The 22,881-nt window shown below is 47.1% G+C and carries 19 protein-coding genes and 1 tRNA gene; 13 read left to right on the top strand and 7 right to left on the bottom strand.

The window, feature by feature from the left end:
• Positions 1-13 precede the first annotated feature (13 nt).
• The 6 genes from QFZ51_RS00470 to QFZ51_RS00445 all read left to right on the top strand — a co-directional run bounded on the left by QFZ51_RS00470 (position 14) and on the right by QFZ51_RS00445 (position 6,256).
• Complete coding sequence (locus QFZ51_RS00470) at positions 14-1,567, top strand: response regulator (RefSeq protein ID WP_370913368.1); 1,554 nt, start codon at positions 14-16, stop codon at positions 1,565-1,567.
• Positions 1,568-1,593: 26 nt separating this feature from the next.
• A complete protein-coding gene (locus QFZ51_RS00465; RefSeq protein WP_370913367.1) occupies positions 1,594-1,917 on the top strand; it encodes a hypothetical protein in 324 nt (107 codons plus the stop codon).
• A gap of 25 nt (positions 1,918-1,942) precedes the next feature.
• Complete coding sequence (locus QFZ51_RS00460; RefSeq protein ID WP_429042104.1) at positions 1,943-2,704, top strand: MBL fold metallo-hydrolase; 762 nt, start codon at positions 1,943-1,945, stop codon at positions 2,702-2,704.
• Between the two features lie 70 nt (positions 2,705-2,774).
• Complete coding sequence (locus QFZ51_RS00455) at positions 2,775-3,809, top strand: helix-hairpin-helix domain-containing protein (protein ID WP_429042103.1); 1,035 nt, start codon at positions 2,775-2,777, stop codon at positions 3,807-3,809.
• A 12-nt stretch (positions 3,810-3,821) separates the two neighbouring features.
• Complete coding sequence (locus tag QFZ51_RS00450; protein ID WP_429042101.1) at positions 3,822-4,961, top strand: acyl-CoA dehydrogenase family protein; 1,140 nt, start codon at positions 3,822-3,824, stop codon at positions 4,959-4,961.
• A 419-nt stretch (positions 4,962-5,380) separates the two neighbouring features.
• Positions 5,381-6,256, top strand: a complete 876-nt coding sequence (locus QFZ51_RS00445) for a c-type cytochrome (RefSeq protein ID WP_429042098.1) — start codon at positions 5,381-5,383, stop codon at positions 6,254-6,256.
• 61 nt (positions 6,257-6,317) lie between these two features.
• Here QFZ51_RS00445 and QFZ51_RS00440 read toward each other — a convergent pair whose 3' ends face one another.
• The 5 genes from QFZ51_RS00440 to QFZ51_RS00420 form a co-directional block, all read right to left on the bottom strand.
• The gene (locus QFZ51_RS00440; protein WP_079473575.1) at positions 6,318-6,605 is read right to left on the bottom strand and encodes a hypothetical protein; all 288 of its coding nucleotides are present in this window, start codon (positions 6,603-6,605) and stop codon (positions 6,318-6,320) included.
• Between the two features lie 54 nt (positions 6,606-6,659).
• On the bottom strand, positions 6,660-7,904 hold the full coding sequence (gene clpX, locus QFZ51_RS00435; protein WP_079473576.1) for an ATP-dependent Clp protease ATP-binding subunit ClpX: 1,245 nt from the start codon (positions 7,902-7,904) through the stop codon (positions 6,660-6,662).
• Positions 7,905-8,120: 216 nt separating this feature from the next.
• Entirely contained in the window at positions 8,121-8,822 is a 702-nt protein-coding gene (clpP, locus tag QFZ51_RS00430) for an ATP-dependent Clp endopeptidase proteolytic subunit ClpP (RefSeq protein ID WP_370913362.1), read from the bottom strand.
• Positions 8,812-10,191: a trigger factor gene (gene tig, locus QFZ51_RS00425; RefSeq protein WP_370913361.1), complete on the bottom strand. Its 1,380-nt coding sequence runs from the start codon at positions 10,189-10,191 to the stop codon at positions 8,812-8,814. The genes clpP and tig overlap by 11 nt, the downstream gene beginning before the upstream one ends.
• A gap of 217 nt (positions 10,192-10,408) precedes the next feature.
• Positions 10,409-10,490 (bottom strand) — tRNA-Leu (locus QFZ51_RS00420).
• 237 nt (positions 10,491-10,727) lie between these two features.
• Between QFZ51_RS00420 and QFZ51_RS00415 the strand changes: the two genes are divergently transcribed.
• Complete coding sequence (locus QFZ51_RS00415) at positions 10,728-11,951, top strand: ROK family transcriptional regulator (protein ID WP_429042095.1); 1,224 nt, start codon at positions 10,728-10,730, stop codon at positions 11,949-11,951.
• A 58-nt stretch (positions 11,952-12,009) separates the two neighbouring features.
• Complete coding sequence (locus QFZ51_RS00410; protein ID WP_429042094.1) at positions 12,010-12,426, top strand: VOC family protein; 417 nt, start codon at positions 12,010-12,012, stop codon at positions 12,424-12,426.
• 67 nt (positions 12,427-12,493) lie between these two features.
• Here QFZ51_RS00410 and QFZ51_RS00405 read toward each other — a convergent pair whose 3' ends face one another.
• Positions 12,494-14,782, bottom strand: a complete 2,289-nt coding sequence (locus tag QFZ51_RS00405; RefSeq protein ID WP_429042091.1) for a hypothetical protein — start codon at positions 14,780-14,782, stop codon at positions 12,494-12,496.
• 130 nt (positions 14,783-14,912) lie between these two features.
• On the opposite strand from QFZ51_RS00405, the gene QFZ51_RS00400 reads away from it, so the two are divergent.
• On the top strand, positions 14,913-16,328 hold the full coding sequence (locus tag QFZ51_RS00400) for a S41 family peptidase (protein WP_429042088.1): 1,416 nt from the start codon (positions 14,913-14,915) through the stop codon (positions 16,326-16,328).
• Between the two features lie 146 nt (positions 16,329-16,474).
• Here the strand turns inward: QFZ51_RS00400 and QFZ51_RS00395 are convergent, their stop codons facing one another.
• Positions 16,475-16,876 carry a response regulator gene (locus tag QFZ51_RS00395; protein WP_429042086.1) on the bottom strand — a complete coding sequence of 134 codons (402 nt, stop codon included), beginning with the start codon at positions 16,874-16,876 and terminating at the stop codon, positions 16,475-16,477.
• A 158-nt stretch (positions 16,877-17,034) separates the two neighbouring features.
• Here QFZ51_RS00395 and QFZ51_RS00390 point away from each other — a divergent pair, with 158 nt between their 5' ends.
• Genes QFZ51_RS00390 through QFZ51_RS00375 form a run of 4 tightly spaced genes read left to right on the top strand, consistent with a single transcriptional unit; the run spans position 17,035 to position 22,846 of the window.
• Positions 17,035-21,045, top strand: a complete 4,011-nt coding sequence (locus QFZ51_RS00390; protein ID WP_429042085.1) for a response regulator — start codon at positions 17,035-17,037, stop codon at positions 21,043-21,045.
• A gap of 5 nt (positions 21,046-21,050) precedes the next feature.
• Entirely contained in the window at positions 21,051-21,431 is a 381-nt protein-coding gene (locus QFZ51_RS00385) for a response regulator (RefSeq protein WP_429042084.1), read from the top strand.
• The gene (locus QFZ51_RS00380) at positions 21,428-22,255 is read left to right on the top strand and encodes a CheR family methyltransferase (RefSeq protein ID WP_429042082.1); all 828 of its coding nucleotides are present in this window, start codon (positions 21,428-21,430) and stop codon (positions 22,253-22,255) included. Before QFZ51_RS00385 ends, QFZ51_RS00380 begins: the two co-directional genes overlap by 4 nt.
• Positions 22,256-22,273: 18 nt before the next feature.
• The gene (locus QFZ51_RS00375) at positions 22,274-22,846 is read left to right on the top strand and encodes a chemotaxis protein CheB (protein ID WP_429042080.1); all 573 of its coding nucleotides are present in this window, start codon (positions 22,274-22,276) and stop codon (positions 22,844-22,846) included.
• Positions 22,847-22,881: the final 35 nt, after the last annotated feature.

The following is a 22,881-nucleotide window of genomic DNA, read 5'->3' as shown; positions in this document are numbered from 1 at the left end:
CTTAAATCTTATTATGAGTCAGATAAATATACTATGGGTAGATGATGAAATAGAGTCCCTGAAATCGCAGATTATCTTCCTGGAAAGCAAAGGCTACAAAGTTTCGGCCCTTACCAACGGATATGACGCACTCGAATTTTTGAAAGAACAGGTGGTAGATGTAGTATTACTGGACGAATCCATGCCAGGCATCACCGGACTGGAAACACTCGGTAAAATCAAGGAAATTGATCAGCAGATTCCCGTGGTAATGATTACCAAAAATGAAGCGGAAAATGTCATGGACGATGCTATCGGCTCCCAGATCACCGACTACCTTATCAAACCGGTAAATCCAAACCAGGTATTATTATCTCTCAAAAAAATAATTGATAACAAAAGACTGGTGGCCGAAAAAACCACTACCGCCTACCAGCAGGAATTCCGCAGCCTGTTTATGGCGCTGAGCTCCAACCCCGACTTTAACGAGTGGATGGACATTTACAAGAAACTGGTGTATTGGGAAATGGAAATGACAAAAACCAACAGCCCGGAAATGCTGGAAGTGTTCAATGCCCAGAAAACCGAGGCCAACAACGAGTTTTCCAAGTTCATCAGCCGTAATTACAGCGACTGGCTCCATCCAAAAACAAAAGAAGCCCCGGTGATGTCCCATACCCTGTTCCGCGATAAGGTAGTGCCTAACCTGGACCCCAACGTGCCCAACGTATTCCTGCTCATCGATAACCTGCGGTACGACCAGTGGAAGGCGATCCAGCCTATTTTCCAGGAATCGTTCCGGCTGGTGGAAGAAGAGTCTTTTTACAGCATTTTGCCTACCAGCACACAATACAGCCGTAATGCCATTTTTGCCGGCATGCTGCCCATAGATATTGAACACCGGTTTCCCCAGGAATGGAAGAACGACGATGAAGAAGGCGGGAAAAACCTGTATGAAGAGCATTTTTTTGCAGCCCAGCTGAAGCAGATGAAAATGGATCCCCGGTTTTCATACACCAAGGTGACCAATCACGCCGATGCCCAAACCATGCTCAATAATATCCATAACATGCTGGATTACCCGCTGAGCGTAATTGTATACAACTTCGTGGATATGCTCAGCCATGCCCGCACCGAAATGGAAGTGCTGAAGGAACTGGCCGGCGATGAAGCCTCTTACCGCTCTATCACTGCCAGCTGGTTTGAACACAGCCCGCTGCACCAGGCCCTGAAACGTATCAGCGATAAAAAAATAAACCTGATCATCGCCACAGACCATGGCAGCGTAAGGGTAAAAACACCTGTAAAGGTGATCGGAGATAAACAAACCACTACCAACCTGCGCTACAAACACGGCCGTAACCTGAACTATGAGCCGAAAGAAGTGCTGGCCTTCCGCGATCCCCGTGATGCCGGATTGCCAAAGCCCAACGTCAACTCTTCCTACATCTTTGCAAAAGGAGATGGGTATCTCTGTTATCCCAACAACTATAACTATTTTGTGAACTATTACCGGAATACCTTCCAGCACGGCGGTATTTCCCTGGAAGAAATGATTGTGCCTTTTGCCAGGATGGTAACAAAGTAACAACAGCTTTTTGCTATTTTTGCGACATGAATATCAAAATCACACCTAATAACCTGACTAAACTGGAAAAGATCTTCGACGAGGCCAAATATGTATTGCGCTTCGAAAAAGGTAGTTTCCTGTCCGGTTACTGCATCCTGGAACACAAGAAGGTGGTAGTGATCAACAAATTCCTGAACCTCGAAGGGCGTATCAATACGCTGATCGATATTTTAACGACGCTGCCGTTGGATGAAGAAGCGCTGACGGCAGAGTCGCATAAGCTCTATAAACAGATACAGGCCAGCAAACCGATCCCGGAAGCGGGGGAGGAAGAAGGCGGGGCTTCGGAAGAACACGCAGCAGAATAGGCAAAAACAGACAAATGATGTTGGGATGAAAGTTACATTCTTAGGTACAGGTACGTCGCAGGGAGTTCCGGTTATAGCTTGTGGTTGCGAAGTTTGCACCTCGGCCGATAAAAAAAATAAACGCTTACGCAGCAGTATTATGATCTCGGCGCCCGCCGGTAATATCGTAGTAGATACCACCCCGGATTTCCGCTACCAGATGCTGCGCGAAAAAGTCGGGCACCTGGAGGCAGTACTCATCACCCACTCCCATAAAGATCATATCGCCGGCATGGACGATATCCGCGCCTTTAACTATTTTCAGAAAAGCGCCATTAATATATACGCCACCGAGTTCTCGCAAAGTGTGATCAAACGTGAGTTTGCCTATGCTTTTTCTGATTTTAAATACCCTGGCATCCCGGAAATAAACCTGCAGACCATTGCCGCCGATCCTTTCGATGTAAACGGACTAACGATTACACCGGTACATGTCATGCATCATCAGATGCCCGTGCTGGGCTTCCGCATCCATGATTTCACCTATATCACCGACGCCAACTACATTGCGCCGGAGGAAAAAGAAAAGATCCGTGGTTCTAAGATCCTCGTACTGAACGCCCTGCGCCGCGAAAAGCACATTTCTCATTTTACCCTGGAAGAAGCCATCGCGCTGGGAAAAGAGCTGGAAGTGCCGGAAGTATACCTCACCCATATCAGCCATCAGCTCGGGCTGCATGAAGCGGTATCAGCAGAGCTGCCTGCGGGTACCCACCTAGCCTACGACGGCCTTAGCCTCGAAATTTAGAGGCGTTTTATTTCTGTTAACAAAACACTGTATACATAATCCTAGCTTGGTCAAAAATTGTTGTTGACCCATGTGGAAATCATTTGTCCGCGAATATCTGCGGTTTTCCCGGAAAGAGCGGCTAGGCATATTAACGCTGGCGTTGCTCATGATATTAACCAGCTATATCCCCGACCTGGTTTTTTATTTTCAGCGTACGCCCGTTGCCGGTAGTGATAACCTGAAAGCGGCCGTAACGGCCTTTGAAGCCAGGCTGGCAGCAGTGGAGAAAGAACCGGCTTTTACCCGGCGGAGTAATGCACACACAGATAGCCTGTTTTACTTCGATCCCAACACGTTGCCGGCAAGTGGCTGGCAGCAGCTGGGTGTAAGCGAACGCACCGCTGTTACTATTGGTAAGTACCTGGCCAGGGGCGGGTATTTCAGGACGCCGGCTGATCTGGGCAAGATATATGGGTTGCCTCCCGTCTTATGCACACAGCTGATACCTTATGTGCGCATTGCGGGTAAGGAAAATAACCGGTTTTCCGGGAGATATGGTCCGCGGAGCGGACCCGGAAATAAAAACTATGGCAGGGAATCATACTACGGGGACAGCGTTGCCCTGCATGAAAGATTTAAAAAAGGACGTCACTATTACCGGGACAGCACATTTGCCAGGTATGATACGTCGTTTACCCGTTATCGTAAGAAAGCCCCGGCTGCACCTATTGATATTAACACAGCAGACAGCATCGTTTGGCAGTCGCTGCCGGGCATCGGAGCGGGCTTCGCGCGGCGGATTATTGCCTTCCGTGAGCGGCTGGGAGGTTTTTATGCCGTGGAACAGGTGGCGGAATGTTATGGCTTACCCGACTCCACATTTCAAAAAATTCAACCGTTCTTACAGATAGGTAGCAGTTCTCTAAAAAAACTAGACCTCAACCTCACAGATGAAAAATCTTTGGCAGCTCACCCATACATACGCTATAAACTGGCCCGTCTCATTGTGCAGTACCGCAGTAGCCACGCGGGTTTCAGGGCAGTATCGGACCTCCGCAACCTGCCGTTGGTGGATGAGATTATTTATCGTAAAATTGAACATTACATTGAGATCAAATATTAAAGCCACACGTTTATGAACTTTGCGCCTACGGAGATGCAACAACAGATTGCACAAATGATCCGGGATTTCGGGAAAACACATATTCAGCCTCACGTGATGGAATGGGACGAGCAGCAGGAGTTCCCGGTACATATATTCAAACAGCTCGGGGAACTGGGATTGATGGGCGTACTGGTGCCCCAGGAGTACGGTGGCAGCGGGTTGGGATACCTGGAATATGTAACCGTGGTGAGTGAAATTTCACGCATCTGCGGGGCGATCGGGCTAAGCGTGGCAGCCCATAATTCGTTGTGTACCGGTCATACGATGCAGTTTGCCAATGAAGCGCAAAAACAGCGTTACCTGCCTAAGCTGGCTACAGGTGAATGGATCGGCGCCTGGGGGCTCACGGAGCCTAACACCGGTTCCGATGCCATGAATATGAAATGCGTGGCTAAAAAAGACGGCAACGACTGGGTGCTGAATGGCACCAAGTGCTGGATTACCCACGGGAAAAGCTGCGATGTGGCGGTAGTAATAGTCCGTACCGGCGACGTGCGCGACAGTCATGGTATGAGCGCTTTCATTGTGGAAAAGGGTACTCCCGGCTTCAGTGGAGGCAAGAAAGAAAACAAACTGGGCATGCGGGCCTCCGAAACTGCGGAAATGGTATTCGACAATTGCCGCATTCCTGCAGATAATATGCTGGGCGCAGAAGGCGACGGCTTTATCCAGTCCATGAAAGTATTGGACGGGGGCCGGATTTCCATTGCCGCATTATCGCTTGGCATTGCCAAAGGCGCTATGGACGCTGCCCTGAAATACTCAAAGGAACGGTACCAGTTCGACCAGCCCATCTCTAATTTCCAGGGCGTGTCCTTTAAACTGGCGGATATGGCCACAGAAATAGCTGCTGCAGAATTGCTCACCATGCAGGCGGCAGATATGAAAAACCGCAAGGTAAAAATGACCCAGCAGGCAGCTATGGCTAAATATTATGCGTCGGAAGTGGCCGTGCGGGTTGCCAACGATGCCGTACAGATTTTTGGCGGTTATGGCTATACAAAGGACTTCCCGGTGGAAAAATTTTATCGAGATGCAAAATTATGTACCATCGGGGAGGGAACTTCAGAGATCCAAAAGATTGTAATTGCCCGGGAAGCCCTGAGATAGAATAACGATTTTGCAATTGATACTGATTCTATTGAGATAGCAGGATTTTTATAATTTATGAAAAGAGTATTTATAAGCCGTTCATCATTTTTTCAAAATAATTGAATATTACCCCTTTAGTGTTATTGAATATTGCAAAAGGAACGTTAAATTTGGGTTAATTCATCACTCTTTACCGTTTATCAACCTTAACACACAAAATCAAGAAAGATTTGAAACACTTTTACGCAATGAAAAGCACCCTGTAATACGGGTGCTTTTCTATACCGGGTCTGAACTGGTTTATCCCGTATAAAGATGCTTAGTAAAAATGTGAAGCCTGTAATCCACGTTATGATTCTTCTTTAATTCAGTAGTTCTACTGATACCTGTAATATTTATCCCTATTACTTTTACAGCTGAAATATTCCTTAATTGTTATGTTCTCCAAAAGTCTTAAGTGGGCCACACGTATCGTGTTGGGCCTGGTAGTGATCGTATTAACGGCATACGGCGTTTTTACTTTTCTCTTCCATCAGCATGCCAGCAAAAAATATACAGTTACAGTAAGAAACATTCCCATCCCCACCGATTCAGCTACTATTGCGGAGGGCCGGCACCTCTATGAAATAAAGGGTTGCGGCGAATGCCACGGGACAGACCTGCGCGGAAAAATGGTGGTGGATGACCCGGCTATCGGCCGTATTGCGGGTAATAATATCACCTATGGCCTGGGAGGGTTGCCGGAAAGCTATGATAACACCGACTGGCTAAAGGCATTGCGGCACGGTTTAAACACCGCAAATAAGCCATTATTGCTGATGCCTTCAGAGGAGTTCACCCGAATGGATGATCACGATATTGCGGCTATAATTGCGTTTTGCAGGGCACAGCCAAAAGTAGATGCGCCTTCCATTCCCATAAAAATAGGACCGATGGGAAAAGTCCTGTCTGTAATGGGTAAAATACCCTTGTTCCCCGTGGAAAAAATAGATCATCACCGGGAACAGCCTAACCAGGTGGCAAAGGCGGCAACAAAAGAGTACGGCCAGTACCTGGCGGTTTCCTGCACTGGTTGCCACAAGCCTACATTGACCGGCGGCGATAACCCGGTACCGGGCGCTGTGCCGGTAGCCAATATCACCTCTACCGGGAACCTCGGAAAATGGAGCCAAAACGATTTTATTACCACGCTGCGTACCGGTAAAACGCCGGAAGGAAAGCAGCTGCTGGTAAAAGATATGCCGTGGAATATGACTGCACAGTACACGGATGAAGAGTTAACCGCGTTGTATCTTTATCTCAGAAGCCTCTAAAAAAGAAGAAGGGCTTTCCGGGGAAATACCTCCGGAAAGCCCTTCTTCACTGTATTTTAAACTACTTTTTATCTTTGTTGAAGAAATCGGACACTTTATCCTTTGCTTCTTCGGCCCAATCCTCCGCTTTATCTTTCACGTTATCCAGAAAATCACCTGCCTGATCCATCAGACCAGCCTTTTTTCCTTCGGCTTTATCCGACATGCCTGCAAACCAGTTATCAACTGTACCGGCAATAAACGGAGGTAATTTGCCCTTCACATATTCTTTGATCACATCGATGGACTGTGCGGCCTGTTCGGCGGTAAGTCCGGCTTTTTCCTGTAATTGCTGAATGAGTTCCTGCATAAATAGCGTTTTATAGTTAGCGATAGTATTGCTGTTAACGGATTACCGGAACAGTTATGCCACTTTCAGTTTAATGAGGGTCGACTGCTCCAGTTTTGCCTGTGCATATTCCCTGGTAAGATGAAAGTGTGTTTCATTGGCAGACGGCAGTTCATACATCGCATCGCTCAGTACCACCTCACAGATGGAGCGTAAACCACGCGCACCCAGTTTGTATTCCATCGCTTTGTCCACGATATAATCTATTGCTTCTTCTTCTATCTGTAAATCGATATTTTCTACCTTGAAAAGTTTCTTGTATTGCTTTACCAGCGCGTTTTTAGGCTCAGTAAGGATCAGTTTCAGGGTATCTCTGTCGAGCGAGTTGAGATAGGTAACCACTGGTAAACGGCCCAGTAATTCAGGAATCAGACCAAAGGATTTCAGGTCCTGGGAGTTGATATAACGCAGGATCTGTTTTCTGTTTTCCTCTTCTTTTTCCTTGTTTACGGTAAAACCGATAGAGTGGGTCTGTACCCTTCTGCTGATGATTCTTTCCACGCCGTCAAATGCACCACCGCAGATAAAGAGAATATTCTGCGTGTTCAGCTTGATCAGTTTCTGTTCAGGATGTTTACGGCCGCCCTGCGGAGGTACCAGTACTTCGGTGCCTTCCAGTAATTTCAGGAGACCTTGTTGAACGCCTTCGCCGCTTACATCGCGGGTAATGGACGGGTTATCATTTTTACGGGCAATTTTATCGATCTCATCGATGTAAACAATGCCACGTTCAGCAGCTTCCACGTCGTAGTTACATACCTGTAACAGGCGGCTGAGGATACTTTCCACGTCTTCACCCACGTAGCCCGCTTCTGTGAATACGGTCGCATCCACAATAGCAAAGGGAACGTTTAATTGTTTGGCGATGGATTTAGCCAGCAAGGTTTTACCCGTACCGGTTTCGCCCACCATGATGATGTTGGATTTTTCAATCTCTACTTCGTCATCACCAATCTGCTGGTTAAGTCTTTTATAGTGGTTGTATACAGCTACTGCCAGTATTTTCTTTGCATCATCCTGGCCAATTACATATTCGTCCAGGAATTTCTTCATGTCAATTGGTTTAGACACTTTGGGTGCAAAGTTGGGGGCTACGGCTGCAGCTGCTTTTTTGCCGGGGGTGAATAACTCCTGGTCAATTATCTCCTGTGCGTTGGCTACACAGTTTTCACAGATGTGTCCTTCAGCGCCTGCAATCAGTATCTGCACTTCTTCTTTGGAGCGGCTGCAAAAGGAGCATCGGATTTTAGATTCTTTCATTTCGGAATAGATTATTTTTCTACGAAACTATCATTGCCTGCACTGTTATTGCAGGGTTACAAATTTACACTAAATAGCCGAAAGCGTAAGTCTTAATAGAGTAAAGCTTATCATCTCACAAAACAAAAGCTATTGTAGCGAAGATAATAGCGTTTTTTAATATGTATCGCTGTAATCTTCGCTACAATAGCTTATTTATGCCTGGTGCTTTAAGCTTTACTGAGGTGTTTCCAGGTTTTTCTTTGGATTTTTCTGGAGTACGTCATCAATGATGCCGTATTCTTTTGCTTCATCCGCAGTCAGCCAGTAGTCACGGTCAGAATCTTTTTCCACTTTTTTGAGTGGCTGTCCGCAATGGCCGGCAATGATTTCGTTGAGTTCCTTTTTCAGTTTCACGAACTCACGTGCAGTGATTTCGATGTCTGAAGTCTGGCCTTCTGCACCGCCATGAGGCTGGTGAATCATTACACGTGCATGTTTCAGCGCGGTACGTTTTCCTTTTGTACCTGCTACCAGCAGTACAGCGCCGAAAGAGGCCGCCATACCGGTACAGATAGTAGCTACGTCAGGAGAAATGATCTGCATAGTATCATAAATACCCAGGCCGGCGTAAACGCTTCCTCCCGGGCTATTGATGTACATCTGTATATCACGGTTACGGTCGGAAGACTCAAGGAACAACAGCTGCGCAGTAATCACGTTTGCTACGTAGTCGTTCACGGGATCTCCCAGGAAAATAATACGATCAGCCATCAACCTGGAGAAAACGTCCATCTGGGTCATATTCATCTGGCGTTCTTCAAGGATATAAGGAGTCAGACTGTTGATCTGGTGGCTTTTGGTGTAACTGTCTACTACCAGGCTGCTGATTCCCCGATGCTGGATGGCATATTTTCTGAATTCATTATTAATGTTCATGATGGTGATGTTTATGAGGTAAATTAACAAAATCTTCTGCTTTGATTTCCTCTTCTTTCACGTTCACCTTAGCCTCAGCCCAGTCAAATAACTTGGCAGTGATCATTTCACGGTAAGTCTGGTCTACAAATTTCTCATCCTGTAACAGGCGATCCAGGTAGCTGTCTAACCATTCTGCTCCATCAGCAGCGGCGCCGCCATAGTAGCCTAATACTTTTTGTTTGGCATTTTCCTTCAGATCTTCGAAAGAAACTTCCAGTTTATTTTCTTTAACCAGTTTATCGCTGATGAGTGTCCAACGTAATTGATGGTCAAAACTAGGGAATTCTTTTTCCGCTTCTTCCGCAGTTTTTGGCTTTTCACCGCCTACCTGCAGCCAGCGTTTGAGGAAATCCTTTGGCAATTCAATCGGCGTTTCGTGTACCAGTACTTCAAACAGGTCGTTGTGAAGGTGGTTGCGGCTTTCAGAATCCCAGTATTTGCCGATTTCTTCTTTCAGTTTAGCGCGGAAAGCTTCTTCAGTAGTGATTTCTTCTCCCGGATAAACTTCTTTGAAGAACTCTTCATTCAGTTCTCTTTTCTCAATCAAACCAACTTTCGTGATGGTCAGTTTGAAATATTTGTTTGCTGCTTCCTTGTCGCCTGCTTCAAAGCCCAGATCTTTCAGGATCCAGCCCAAACGCTGCTCGTCAAAGGAAGTAGCCAGTTGGAATACAATGCTGTCTTCATTCTTTTTACCCTGCAGCTCAGCCTGGATAGCCGGTGCAAAGTATTTAACCAGTAAGGCGTTTTCTTTTACGATACCGCCTTCCACTACATTACCTTTTTCGTCAGACTCTTCGAATTTAACGTTAATCACGTTATCTTCTGAAGTAATTGTTTCAGGTTCTGTTGTTTTTCCACCTTTCAGCTGTAAACGCTGTACTTCATCGTTCACCATTTCGTCGGTAACGGTTACTTTATATTTTGTAAGGGTGGTTTTGTTATCTTCCAGGGGAGTAACGCTGAAGCTGGGTTTCAGCCCCACTTCAAATTCGAAGGCATAATCAGCAGGCTTGTTGAAATCCAGGTCTTTTGCCTGTTTTTCCAGGGACAGCGGCTGGCCGAAGATCTCCAGTTTCTCTGTCTGCACATAACCCATTAATTCTCTCTCAACAGTTTTCAGAATTTCGTCGCCAAAGATAGCCTGACCGTGCATCTTCTTAACCATACCTGCAGGTACCATTCCTTTACGGAAGCCTGGTATGTTCGCATTTTTGCTGAATTGCTTTACTGCTTTGTCAAAATTAGGAAGGTAGTCTTCCTGGCTCACTTTCACAGTGATCTTATCGTTCAATAAACCAATGTTTTCTCTCGTAACGGTTGCCATAATTGAATTGTATAAAGTGTTCTTTAAGAAGCAATAATGATTCCTTGTTTATTTTTCTGCCATGAAGTCACAACGGCAAGTAGGAATGGCAGGAAACTATTTTTGAATAAAATCAGGTGAAACTGTGTCTGAATAAGACAGGAGTGACAATGAAAGTGAGGGAGAGCATAGCATTATCACGTTGCCATATTGACGCATTGCCACATAATATTATATGTGCGGATGAAGGGACTCGAACCCCCATGCCTCGCGGCACCAGATCCTAAGTCTGGCATGTCTACCAATTTCATCACATCCGCAATAAATAAAAAGAACTTACTCTTCCCAGTGTTCAACCGGCCCGGAAACCCTATCCGGCTATACATGACAAGAGCCCCTTTTTAACTCAAAAAGGATTGCAAAGGTATTATTTTTTGCGAATTAACAAAATCATTTATATAGAGAAACATTCCCCTGTTTCTACCCCTAAATTTTAAAAAATCAGAATTAAGCTGTTAAATTGGTGAGCAATTACTGTAAAAGTCTATCTGATGGCTATGGCTAAAACCTTTTTTGAAGAACTCAACAGCGCAAACGCTACCGGTGTAGCCTATAAGAATATCAACCTGAAAAAGGCGGCGCTGGCCTATTTTGCCAATACCGGCAACGCCACTATCGCCGATCTGTGCAAAGAGCTCAACCTCAGCACACCCAAAGTTACCAACCTGGTGAATGACCTTATTGTCGACGGCCTCGTAATGGACTATGGCAAAATAGAATCCACCGGCGGCCGTAAACCCAACCTGTACGGACTGGTACCGGATTCCGCCTTCTTCATCGGGGTGGATGTAAAACAGGATCACCTCAACCTGGGCCTGTCGAACCTCCACAAAAACCTGGTCACCACCGTGGAAGGACTCCCCTACGAACTGGATAATACCAAAGCTTCCCTGGAACAGTTGTGCCTCCTGATCAACAACTTTATTGACGGCCTCACCGTTCCCAAAGAAAAGATCCTCGGCATCGGTATCAATATCCAGGGACGCATCAATTACGCCACTGGCTACAACTACAGCCTTTTCTATTTCGACGATGAACCCCTCAGCAAAGTTATTGCCGCCAAAGTAGGCATCCGCGTTTTCCTGGAAAATGACTCACGGGCAATGGCCTACGGAGAATTTTGCTCGGACCTGGTAAATGGCGAACGTAACGTGCTGTTCCTCAACCTCGACTATGGTATAGGTATGGGCGTACTCATCAACGGGGAGCTATACTACGGTAAATCCGGCTACAGCGGCGAGGTAGGGCATATCCCGATGTTCGACAATGAAATCATCTGCCACTGCGGGAAAAAAGGATGCCTGGAAACAGAAGCCTCCGGATGGGCGCTGGTGAATATGTTCCGGCAAAAGCTCGCCGCAGGTTCTTCCTCTATGCTGAGCCGCACGCATCAATCCCCCGAAGATATCCACCTGCACGATATTATAGATGCAGCCAACAACGACGATATGCTGGCCATAGAACTTATTGCCAAAGTAGGAGAGAACCTGGGTCGCGGCGTTGCCCTGCTCATGAACATCTTCAACCCCGAACTCGTCATACTTGGCGGCGCCCTGGCTGCTACACAGGACCACATCCGCCTGCCCATAAAAAGCGCTATGAAAAAATATTCCCTCAGCCTGGTAAGCAACGATTCCAAACTGAAAATGTCGAGGCTCGGTGAAAGCGCCGGTATCATCGGCGCCTGCCTGCTGGTAAGAAATAAGGTGTTGATAAGTTAGTTTTTGCCTAACTTTAGGAGCTACCCAAATTCCATTTTCTTACCCTAAAAAGATTGTTATGTCCACCACATTAACACCTTATCTCACTTTTGGAACTAATTGCCGCGAAGCCATGAACTTTTACAAAGACATCTTCGGAGGAGAATTGTTTATCATGACAATGGGCGAGGCGCCTGAAAGCGAAAACGTACCCGCTGCGTCCAAAGACCTGGTGATGCATGCGTTTTTGAAAACATCTTCTTTCGAGCTCATGGCCTCTGATGGCATGGGAGGCCAGGCGCCCAAAAATGGTGACAACGTTACGCTGGCGCTGGGCACTGAATCAAACGAAGAATCAGAAAAATTATTCAATGCGTTATCCGCCGGAGGGAAAGTTACGATGCCCCTGGCAGAAACCTTCTGGGCGCACCGCTTTGGCATGTTAACCGATAAATATGGTTTCCCCTGGATGGTGAGCTTTAACAAGCCCATGTAAAAGGACAAAGATCTTTTTTCAGCTGTTTACCTGCTGCAGTTTGTGCAGAAAGTAAACAGCTGAATTATTATTTCTTCTTCCTGAAAAAAGAAAATAATCCTCCTCCTCTCAGTTCATTTTTTTTCTCTGCCGCAGGCCTGAATTCCGGATCATTCGCCACAATCAGGTCAATGATTTTTTTGCAGGTACCGGGGTCATCTTTTGCTTCATAAGCCAGCGCCATCGTATATCTTACGGCAGACGCCTCTGTATCCCATGCCCAGTTGTTGCCGGCATAAATATTCAAACACTGCGTGGCATATGCCAGGCACTCGTCATATTCTTTCTCTCCCAAATATGCCTCTGCAAGAAAAGCGTATACCCCAAACCGGTAGTTGGGGGCATTGTCTGCAGCATCGCCGTTAGACATAATCTGCAGCGTATGCAGCAGATCAGTAATCGCGGCTTTGTAGCGGCCAAGCTTTAACGCAGCCTTTCCACGGAAGTAATAGATCTTCATTTGCGAAATCACCGGCAGTTTGGTGATGCCGCCAATGGAAATGCGGTTGTTGATAGCGCCAATACAATGTTCATACTGGGCATTATCAAAATACAGGTACATCAGGTTGAAATAGGCGTCACTGTCATCCGGTTTTTCCACCAGGTGCGTTTCCAGCGCCAGTATGCGTTCAGACAAATCATCGGCGCTGTTGGTACGGATAAATGCGCGGCCGGTTTTAATACGGTCAATGTTATACGTAATGGTTTCCCGGTCGTAGTCATCCAGTTCCTGCATATCCTTTGCAATCCAGGTATTGTATTCCGCCAGTATTTTTTCATAGAGATCCAATGCTTCGGCATGTTTCTCTAACGTACACAGGTCGTCGATCATTCGTTCATGGATAGACACATAGTACATCAGCGGCAATACTTCTGTGAAATTTTCCAGGATGGTATGGCGGTCGGCGATGGCCTCGGCCAGCTTACCCATGCTGTGATACGCATCAGCCCTGGATTCCAGCTGTTCCCAGAAGGGCGACATATTGTAACCGATGGTGTGTACATGCGCTGCTTCCACAAAAATGCCGCCTTCATACAAGGCAATGCCATAGTTGTTACAGCACATGGCAAAATGATGAGGATGGCCTGCATAAGAGTTGCCTGAATTTTCATACCAGTAGGCATGATAGATATCAAATGCTTTTTTATACAGGAAGCGCTTCAGCGCGGTGGACGCCTGTTTTACGCCGTTGTCTTTTTCCAGTTGAATAATTTCACTGAAGATAACACCCGCTGCGTACCAGTCGTACGGAATGTGATGCTCCACATCCGGCCAGCTTTCGGGGAATTGCCCGTTCACTTTATAGCTCGTGAAATACCACCTCACCATGCTGAACGGATAAGGTTTTATGGCCATCGACTTTTCATACCAGGGCAATGCCTCCTGGTAACTGCCAATGTTGAAGAACGCCGTAGCGGTATAATGATAGAAGTAGGCTTCGTCGGGGTACTCAGCAATAAAGTGTTTGCCGGTGGAAATCTGTTCCAGGGTACCTTCGTCATCATCATCTCCAAAAAACTGCTGCCAGAATTCGGTAGTGCCTTTGCAGAACTCCCTTGCCAGTGCAGCATTCCGCACGCCATCCGCAAGCAGTTGCTGGATATGCCGGAGCAAACGCAGCATGTCTTCCTGTGTATTTTCTCCTGCCGTGATCATGATCTGCAGCATGCTGGCCGCAAAATCATAATCCGCCATATCCAGTGCGAACCAGGTGGTAGAGAGCAGGCGGTTGTTAAACACCGTACATTCAAAGGCCTGTTTGTAGTATTCCAGGGCGGCGGGCCTGTTTTCCGTGTGATAATATACATCGCCGATACGGGTAAAACACTGGAATCGCGCCACATTCAGCTGTGGCAGATCGTCGGCGTACAGTGATTCATATACCTGGAGGTTGCGGTGCATATCTGCCAGGGCCTTTTCGGTTTCATTTTTCAGCACCCATACCTGGAAACGGTACAGTAATGCTTTGGTAGTCAGTTCTTCATCGCCGCCGGCAATGAGGATATCACAATCGCCGATCGTTTCATCTCCTTTGTCTGCCATCACATTGGCGCCCATATAGGCGCGGTGTACACGGGCCTGCACATGTGCGGGGTCAATGGTCAGCACCTGGCTGAATGCCTCGTAAGCCTCGTTGTACATAGCGGTGGCCAGGTCGCGGTTATCAGTGGCCTTGGCGTTTTCCAGCTGGGATAAGCCCAGTAGTTGCCAGCCCCGGGCCTCGCCGGGGTTATCCTGCAGGTATATTTCCAGTTTGGTAATTGCTTCAGTATATGCCTGTTCATTATACAGCCTTTCCAGTTCGTCAAAATGCATATGCGCTTTATTAGGACATGTAATTTATTAATATTGGTGGAGGATGATAAATATTTTCTGGTAGTTTCCTCCCGAATATATATATTTAAAGACCATTTATTATCAGCCAGAAACATTCAAATCCTTTGCCATGAAAGCAATAGCAGTATTGTTATTACTCCTGTGTAATACAGTTGTAAACGCGCAGGAGTGCGATTGCAGGAAGAAATTTGACAGCGTACAGGTCTATCTGAGGAAGAATTATGCAGGGTTTATCGACAAAGTAACCCCGGTTACGGAGCAGGCTTATACTGCCATGCTGGCAAAACTACGGTTACAGGCGGCTACCATCAAGGGCGCCACGCATTGTCTCCTGCTGGTAAACCGCTACCTGCGCTTCTTCAAAGACCAGCATCTCGCCCTGCACATTGGCTACACGCCCCTCAGAGAAAAAATCACCCTCACCCCACAGCAGCTGGATTTGCTACAGAAACAGCCCGTAAGCGGTGTGGCTGGTATTTACCAGGCCGACTCCCTCTATAAAGTGGCCCTGGTAAAGAACCTGCGGGGATTGCGCACTTACGCCGGCGTAATCATGGAATCAGCCTCGCCGGATTGGAAACCCGGAGACGTATTGTTTGAACTGGCCGCTACCGGGCCGGATAAATTTGATATGATCAGCTACGCCGCGCAGGAAGTGAACTTTGATACCCTCACCATCGGAAAACAACGCGATGGCCTGTCTGCATTGGGTTGGCAGAAACCCGCTGCGGCATCGCCGCAGCAATTCACGGGCGTGAAGAAGAGTGACAATGCACCGGCGGAAATACCCGCCTTCGCCGATATGACGGCGCCTTTCTTTTTCCGGCAAATAAACGACAGCACCGGTTATCTGCGTATAAGCAGCTTTGACGCGGTGTCCTATCCGGCCGCCGATTCTGTGCTGAATGCCAGCGACGAGTACCTGCGGAGAAACCCCAACCTGGTCATTGATGTACGCAACAACGGCGCGGGCGCTGATAAACTGATTGAACGCCTGCGGCCCTTGCTGTATACCCAACCTGTAAGGATTACCGGGGCCGACTTTTATGCTACACCGGATAACATTGCTGCATGGCGCCATACCCTGGACGAACAAACCGGAAAACTACCCGGCGAATATGTAGAGCAGATCCGCACTGTAATTGAACAGGGTAGTGGTTTGCAAGGCCGGCTGGTAAGTATGGGGCCGGATGAAAACATGATCCTGCCGGCTCCTTTGCCAGCTCCGGCAAAAGTAGCGGTGCTCATTAATGGCCGGTGCAGCAATACCGCAGAACAGTTTTTACTGGAAGCGGTACAAAGTCAGAAAGTGAAGCTCATGGGAGCTCACACGGCAGGGGCGCTGGATTACTCTAATATAGCCAGGGTAAGGTTTTCAGCGCCTGATTTTTCAATAGACTATCCCGTTACCCGCTCCCGCAGGATTGCTGCAGGGCAGGGTATTGACAATAAAGGCATTCAGCCAGCGGTGAAAGTAAATTTCCATTCGGCAGGATGGCTCGAAGAAGTAGTGAAACAATTTTAATGCAGGAGTCGTTAAGATCCGGTTAACACTTGAACATAATTTAAAACCCACCTTTGAGGTATAAGCATATGCGTGAGCATATAAGGGTTTAAAAATAGTAACAATGGTAGAAAAGCTGCCTCACAATTCTTTGTGAGGCTTTTTCATTAAAATAATTTTTGCTGTAAAAGACGACCCAGTATATGTGTCAGCTCATGAAGACTGTTAGGTTTCGTCAGGAAATAAGAGGCCCCCAGTTCACGGGTTTCTTTTTTATCGGATTCATGTGAAGACGTTGAATAGATCACCACAGGGATGTGTTTTAAATGCTCCTGCTGCCGTATTTCTGCAAGAAACTGTTTCCCGTCTACCCTGGGCATATTCAGGTCCAGGAAGATAAGATCCGGCGCCAGGTTATTATTCAGCTTAAGTAGTGCGTCTTCTCCGTTGATAGCTTCATGGTAAATAATATCCGGTGCCAGCTCCTTTAATACTTCACCAAATATCATTCTGTCATCTATATCATCGTCAATTAAAAGTACTGAGGTATATTTACAACTATCGGGCATATATCGTTTTGGAATAGAGACAAATCTAAGATTTTGTTGTTATTTTATTATCATATAATTAGTTTTAGTGGTACTGTTTGGAATGAAATGTGTTAAAACCCGTTGGAAGCACAGTTTGCAGAATGGTGCCCCTGTAAAAAATAAACAAGCTCAGGCAAATGAAGAAATACTTTATGCAGCTCCCTCTTCCCAGGAAGCTGATGTTAGTTGCTGTAATACCGCTGGCGTGTCTCGTATATTTTGGTATAGCCGTATTCAATAAACAGAGTGAAGATATAGATACTATTGATAACCTGGTGCAGAAAATTACTGCTGCCACCACTATCATGAAAGTGGCCGATGAAATTCATATGGAACGCAGGAACAGCGTAAACTATGTGCTGCAAACCGGAAGCCTGAACGACCTGCTCACCCAACGCGCCAAAACCGATCTGGCCATCGATGCGGTGAAAGGCAGGTTGCTGGCCAGCGACAGCCGCTTCTTCCAATATTCACTGTTAAATACACTCCCTAAAAAGAGAAAAGATATTGATAGTAAAAGCATGCCGCAACGGGAGGTGCTGGACTACTATTCCAACCTTATTTTCCGCCTGAACAACCTGGCCAACACCAATACCCCGGATATTCCGGTATTAAAAGCCGTTCAGCAGGATATGAACGCGCAATACCTGCTGGCGCAAATGGCAGCTTACCAAGGAATGATCCGCATGGATATTTACTATTTCATGCTGAAAAAAGAAGTGTGGCCGGAAGATTTTGCCCGCATAGAAAATAATGCCGACATGTTTGCAGCCCTGCGTGCAGAACTGGTAGACAAAGCTTCTCCCGCCGTGTCAAAGGATTATCTTAAAACGGAATCCTCCAATGAAATGGTTATCACGAACGATTTTATTAAAAGCACCATCGCCTCCCGTAAAATTGATACCCTGTTTAATGCAGACTCCTGGTGGGACAATTCCACCCTGGCCGTGGATCAGCTGAAACTGCTGCAGCGCGCCGTAATGGATAAAGTAGGCAGGGACGCAAAAATTATCTCCAAAAAAGAAAATGATCTGAAAACCCGCTACCTGCTTGTATTGGTAGGTATCATAGTGTTGGTGGTGATATTTATTTCCTTTACTATTAAAGGCATCACCGACAGCCTGGAACTGCTGCAGGCAGCGGCTGTAAATATCGCGAAAGGGGTACCCGGATCGGCGCCCGAAGTACACACAAAAGATGCTATCGGAAGCCTGGGGCGTTCTTTTACAGTTATTGACCAAACCAGCCAGGAACTGGCCACTGCGGCCGACAGCATCGGCAAAGGCAATTTTAATATTGATGTAAAACCCCGCAGCGAAAATGATGTACTTGGCCATGCAATAGTGCAGATGGCCGCAGACCTGAAAACATTCCGCTATCATGCCGATCAGAAAATATGGATACAAACAGGGATTAACCGCCTTACCGAAACGTTGCTGGGTGAAAAGGACATGGAGGTACTGAGTAAAGATGCATTAACAGATGTGATACAATACATCGGCGCACAAACAGGTGTGCTGTACATCCGGTACTCCGGTGAACTTCGTTTATCCGCTGAATACGCACTGTCGCCGGCCCATCCGGCCCCCCGGGTGGTTGAAGTAGGGAAAACCTTACTCGGACAAAGCGTGTTACAAAAGGAACCATTATATATCCGCGAAGCGCCGGATGATTTCCTGCATATCGCCGGCGCTGCAGCCGCCGCACAACCTGGTCACGTGCTCATTATCCCGCTGATCCATGCAGGTGTTACGGAGGGCGTAGTAGAACTAGGTTCCCTGTTCCCTTTTAAAGAAAATGTGATCGACTTTGCCCAGCAGGCTGCTGTGAAAATCGCCATTGCCCTGCAAAGTACCCGGAGCCGCACCCGCCTGCAGGAACTGCTGGAGGAAACGCAGGCGCAGGCAGAAGAACTGCAAACACAACACACCGAACTCGAAAGCCTGAACGTAGAACTGGAAGCCCAAACACAAAAGCTCCAGGTGTCTGAAGAAGAACTGAAAGTACAACAGGAAGAACTGATGCAGTCGAACGCTGAACTGGAAGAAAGAAGCCGCCTCCTCGAAGAAAAAAACCAGATCATCGTGGAACGGAACCTGGATATCCATAAAAAAGCAGAAGAGCTGGCACTCAGTACCCGCTACAAATCAGAGTTCCTGGCTAATATGTCGCATGAACTGCGCACACCGCTGAATTCTATCTTATTGTTATCAAGGCTCCTCTCTGAAAATCACGACACCAATCTTAACGGCGACCAGATCGAATATGCACAGGTGATCAATAGCTCCGGAAAAGGGCTGCTCACGCTGATAGACGAAATACTCGACCTCTCGAAAATAGAATCCGGCAAAATGGAACTGGAATTCAGCCAGGTATCCATTGCCGATATCAGTTCCAATATGCAGGCGTTGTTTGAACCAATGGCTAAAGAAAAAGGATTGCAGCTGTTGATACATAAAGACGCTGCGGTGCCGGCCAGTATTGAAACAGATCAGTTGAGACTGGAACAGATCCTCAAAAACCTGTTGTCCAATGCCCTGAAATTTACCGCCAGGGGATTTGTCCGCATGGAAATACTGGAAGGAGAAACACCCGAAACGATCCGCTTTGCAGTAAAAGATACCGGCATCGGTATACCGGCGGAAAAGCAACAGGTGATTTTTGAAGCTTTCCAGCAGGCTGATGGATCTACCCGGAGGAAATACGGCGGCACCGGTCTGGGGCTGTCTATCAGCCGGGAACTGGCCAAGCTGCTCGGCGGACATATTTCGGTGAGCAGTACCAACAATGAAGGAAGTGAATTCGTCATTACGATCCCGGTGGTTCGTAAAACGGGAGTACCCGTAAGCCAACCTTTCGTACTGCAGTCACCGGTAGTGGTAGAAACAGCCGCCGGTCCGAAACAGAGATACCTGTCGCCCACCGTTCCGGAAGACGTTTACGACGACCGTGGCCTCATTGAAAACGGCGATTCCGTAATACTCATCGTGGAAGACGATACGCATTTTGCGAAGGCATTGCTAGACTTTACCCATGCAAGAGGATATAAAGGAATTGTATCTGTACGCGGTGATGAAGCCGCAGAACTGGCACGCATCTACAAACCGCTGGGTATCCTGCTGGATATCCAGCTGCCCATAAAAGACGGCTGGCAGGTAATGGAAGAACTGAAAAGCGATCCGGCCACCAGGCCGATACCGGTACATATCATGTCTTCCATGGAAGCAAAAAAAGAAAGCCTGCTGAAAGGTGCGGTCGACTTTATCAGCAAGCCGGTAGACGTGCAAAGCATGCAACTGATCTTTGAAAAGATGGAGTTTGTATTGCAACGGTCTACCAAAAAAGTACTGATCCTGGAAGAAAATGCGAAGCACGCCAAAGCGCTGGCCTATTTCCTCAGTAACTACCACGTAAGTTCTGAAATCAGCAATACCGTGGAAGATGGCGTATCGCTGCTGCAACAGCAAGATGTGGACTGTGTAATCCTTGATATGGGAATTCCTGACCAGCGGGCTTATCAGGCGCTGGAAATGGTGAAAGAAATAAAGGGACTGGAAAATCTTCCTATTATCATTTTTACCGGTAAAAGTTTATCAAAGGCAGAAGAACAACGGATCCGGCAGTATGCTGATTCCATCGTGGTAAAAACGGCGCATTCCTATCAGCGTATGCTGGACGAAGTATCCCTGTTCCTGCACCTGGTATCTGAAAACGCGCCAGCTGCACAGGGTGGAAGTGGGAAGATGGGCGTATTGAATGAAGTGCTGAAAGACAAAACCGTGTTGGTAGCAGATGATGATGTACGCAATATTTTCTCTTTAACAAAAGCACTGGAAAAACACCAGATGAAAGTACTGTCTGCTATCGACGGTAACGAAGCGCTGCAGCAGCTGAAAGAGCACCCGGTAGACGTAGTGCTGATGGACATGATGATGCCGGAAATGGACGGCTATGATGCCATTGCGGCTATCCGCAAACAACCGGGACTCAAAGGGTTGCCAGTGATTGCCGTTACCGCCAAAGCGATGATGGGCGACCGGGAAAAATGCCTGCAGGCGGGGGCCTCTGATTATATTTCCAAACCAGTGGATATAGATCAGTTGCTATCCTTATTACGGGTATGGTTATACGATAAAGCCATGAAATAACTTTTATGGAACAGAAACAGGTATTAATTGTAGATGATGATGCACGCAATATCTTTGCGTTAAAGGCAGTATTGCGATCCAGGAATATCCTATGCGTGGCTGTTGGCACCGGTGCGGAAGCATTACGGGTATTATCGCCGGAGCATGCAATCGGCGCTGTGTTGATGGATATCATGATGCCGGATATGGATGGCTATGAAACGATTTCCGCCATCCGCGCCATGCCCTGGAACAGCCGCCTGCCGCTGATCGCCGTTACTGCAAAAGCAATGGTAGGCGATCGTGAAAAATGCCTGGAAGCAGGCGCCGATAATTATATTTCCAAACCAATTGATGTAGATGAGCTACTGTTGCAGCTACAACAATATTTATCTGAGCAAACGTGAGCAGGAACCCGATAAGTGAACAGGAAGTGTTGCTGTTACTGAATGACGTACTGGAAAGGTATGGGTATGATTTCACAGAGTATGCGCCCGCCTCTATTAACCGGCGGGTAAACCATCTGTACCAGGTAGACCGCTTTCCCAGTTTTGCCGAATACCGCTACCGTATTATTTCCGATCCGGCATACGCATTACGTTTTGTGGAAGAAATAACGGTAAATGTAACGGAGATGTTCAGGGACCCTTCTTTCTACCAGGCATTGCGTACCCAGGTATTGCCGGTGCTGGCCACCTATCCGTCTATCCGGGTATGGCATGCCGGCTGCTCCACCGGGGAGGAGGTATATTCCTTTGCCATCCTGCTCAAAGAAGCGAAACTGCTGCACAAGGCAGTGATCTATGCTACCGATATCAATGCAGGCGTATTGGAAAAGGGACGCAAAGGAATGTTCCGGCTTTCACAAATGCAGCAGTATTCCCGCAACTACATGGAGGCCGGTGGCCGGGAAGATTTCTCTTCCTATTATACGGCCAATTATGAATATGCCAAGTTCCGGGAAGACCTCGGGGAAAAAATCATTTTTTCCCCGCATAACCTGGTAACAGATGGCTCATTTAATGAATTCCAGTTGATCATCTGCCGCAATGTATTGATCTACTTTAATAAAAAACTACAGGACAGGGTATTAACGTTATTCAGTGACAGTTTGGAGCAGCTGGGCTTCCTGGCACTGGGAAGTAAGGAAACACTTAACTTTACCAGCGTGACCGGTAAATTTAAACAACTGGAAAACCGGGAGAAGATCTGGCGGAAGGTGCAGCTGTAATAACAAAATAAGAGGCATATGACTACAGCACCGTATTTAATTGTAATAGGCGGTTCTGCCGGGGGATTGCAACCTATCCTGACATTGTTACCAGGACTTGTTGCTTCACTTCCTGCAGCCATTTTAATTGTATTGCACCGCCAAAGCCATTATGAGTCGGTATTAACGGAGTTATTGTCTGGTAAATCCATCCTGCCGGTCAGAGAAGCTGGTGAAAAAGAACCCCTGCTACCGGCCACCATCTACATCGCGCCGGCAGATTACCATTTACTGATAGAATCGGATCATACCTTTTCCCTGGATGATTCGGAGAAAGTGAATTTCAGCCGACCAAGTATTGACGTTACCTTTACTTCCGCGGCGCTGGCCTATGGCAGTAAAATGACTGCCATACTGCTTTCCGGCGCCAACACAGATGGCACCGAAGGACTGAAAGATGTACACGAGGCAGGAGGCACCACCGCCGTGCAGGACCCGGCTACAGCAGATGTGGATTACATGCCAAGGCAAGCCATCCTCCAGGCGCCCGTTGACGCTATACTGCAGCCACAGGAAATGGCTGCCTTCATAAACCGAATGGCAGAGGTATGATTATTGAGCTGTCATTGTTTAAAAGTTTAAAAGAA

Source organism: Chitinophaga sp. W3I9, assembly GCF_050434025.1.
Lineage (GTDB): Bacteria > Bacteroidota > Bacteroidia > Chitinophagales > Chitinophagaceae > Chitinophaga.
Note: the sequence above shows the minus strand (reverse complement) of the source record. Positions and strands in the feature narration are given on the sequence as shown.

Bases quoted from the DNA above. Each gene is read 5' to 3' on its own strand.
- QFZ51_RS00395 (WP_429042086.1), bottom strand. From the start codon at position 16,876: ATGCCCGATAGTTGTAAATATACCTCAGTACTTTTAATTGACGATGAT.
- QFZ51_RS00455 (WP_429042103.1), top strand. From the start codon at position 2,775: ATGTGGAAATCATTTGTCCGCGAATATCTGCGGTTTTCCCGGAAAGAG.
- QFZ51_RS00385 (WP_429042084.1), top strand. From the start codon at position 21,051: ATGGAACAGAAACAGGTATTAATTGTAGATGATGATGCACGCAATATC.
- QFZ51_RS00410 (WP_429042094.1), top strand. From the start codon at position 12,010: ATGTCCACCACATTAACACCTTATCTCACTTTTGGAACTAATTGCCGC.
- QFZ51_RS00450 (WP_429042101.1), top strand. From the start codon at position 3,822: ATGAACTTTGCGCCTACGGAGATGCAACAACAGATTGCACAAATGATC.
- QFZ51_RS00400 (WP_429042088.1), top strand. From the start codon at position 14,913: ATGAAAGCAATAGCAGTATTGTTATTACTCCTGTGTAATACAGTTGTA.
- QFZ51_RS00460 (WP_429042104.1), top strand. From the start codon at position 1,943: ATGAAAGTTACATTCTTAGGTACAGGTACGTCGCAGGGAGTTCCGGTT.
- QFZ51_RS00375 (WP_429042080.1), top strand. From the start codon at position 22,274: ATGACTACAGCACCGTATTTAATTGTAATAGGCGGTTCTGCCGGGGGA.
- tig (WP_370913361.1), bottom strand. From the start codon at position 10,191: ATGGCAACCGTTACGAGAGAAAACATTGGTTTATTGAACGATAAGATC.
- QFZ51_RS00405 (WP_429042091.1), bottom strand. From the start codon at position 14,782: ATGCATTTTGACGAACTGGAAAGGCTGTATAATGAACAGGCATATACT.
- QFZ51_RS00390 (WP_429042085.1), top strand. From the start codon at position 17,035: ATGAAGAAATACTTTATGCAGCTCCCTCTTCCCAGGAAGCTGATGTTA.
- clpX (WP_079473576.1), bottom strand. From the start codon at position 7,904: ATGAAAGAATCTAAAATCCGATGCTCCTTTTGCAGCCGCTCCAAAGAA.
- QFZ51_RS00415 (WP_429042095.1), top strand. From the start codon at position 10,728: ATGGCTAAAACCTTTTTTGAAGAACTCAACAGCGCAAACGCTACCGGT.
- clpP (WP_370913362.1), bottom strand. From the start codon at position 8,822: ATGAACATTAATAATGAATTCAGAAAATATGCCATCCAGCATCGGGGA.
- QFZ51_RS00440 (WP_079473575.1), bottom strand. From the start codon at position 6,605: ATGCAGGAACTCATTCAGCAATTACAGGAAAAAGCCGGACTTACCGCC.
- QFZ51_RS00470 (WP_370913368.1), top strand. From the start codon at position 14: ATGAGTCAGATAAATATACTATGGGTAGATGATGAAATAGAGTCCCTG.
- QFZ51_RS00465 (WP_370913367.1), top strand. From the start codon at position 1,594: ATGAATATCAAAATCACACCTAATAACCTGACTAAACTGGAAAAGATC.
- QFZ51_RS00445 (WP_429042098.1), top strand. From the start codon at position 5,381: ATGTTCTCCAAAAGTCTTAAGTGGGCCACACGTATCGTGTTGGGCCTG.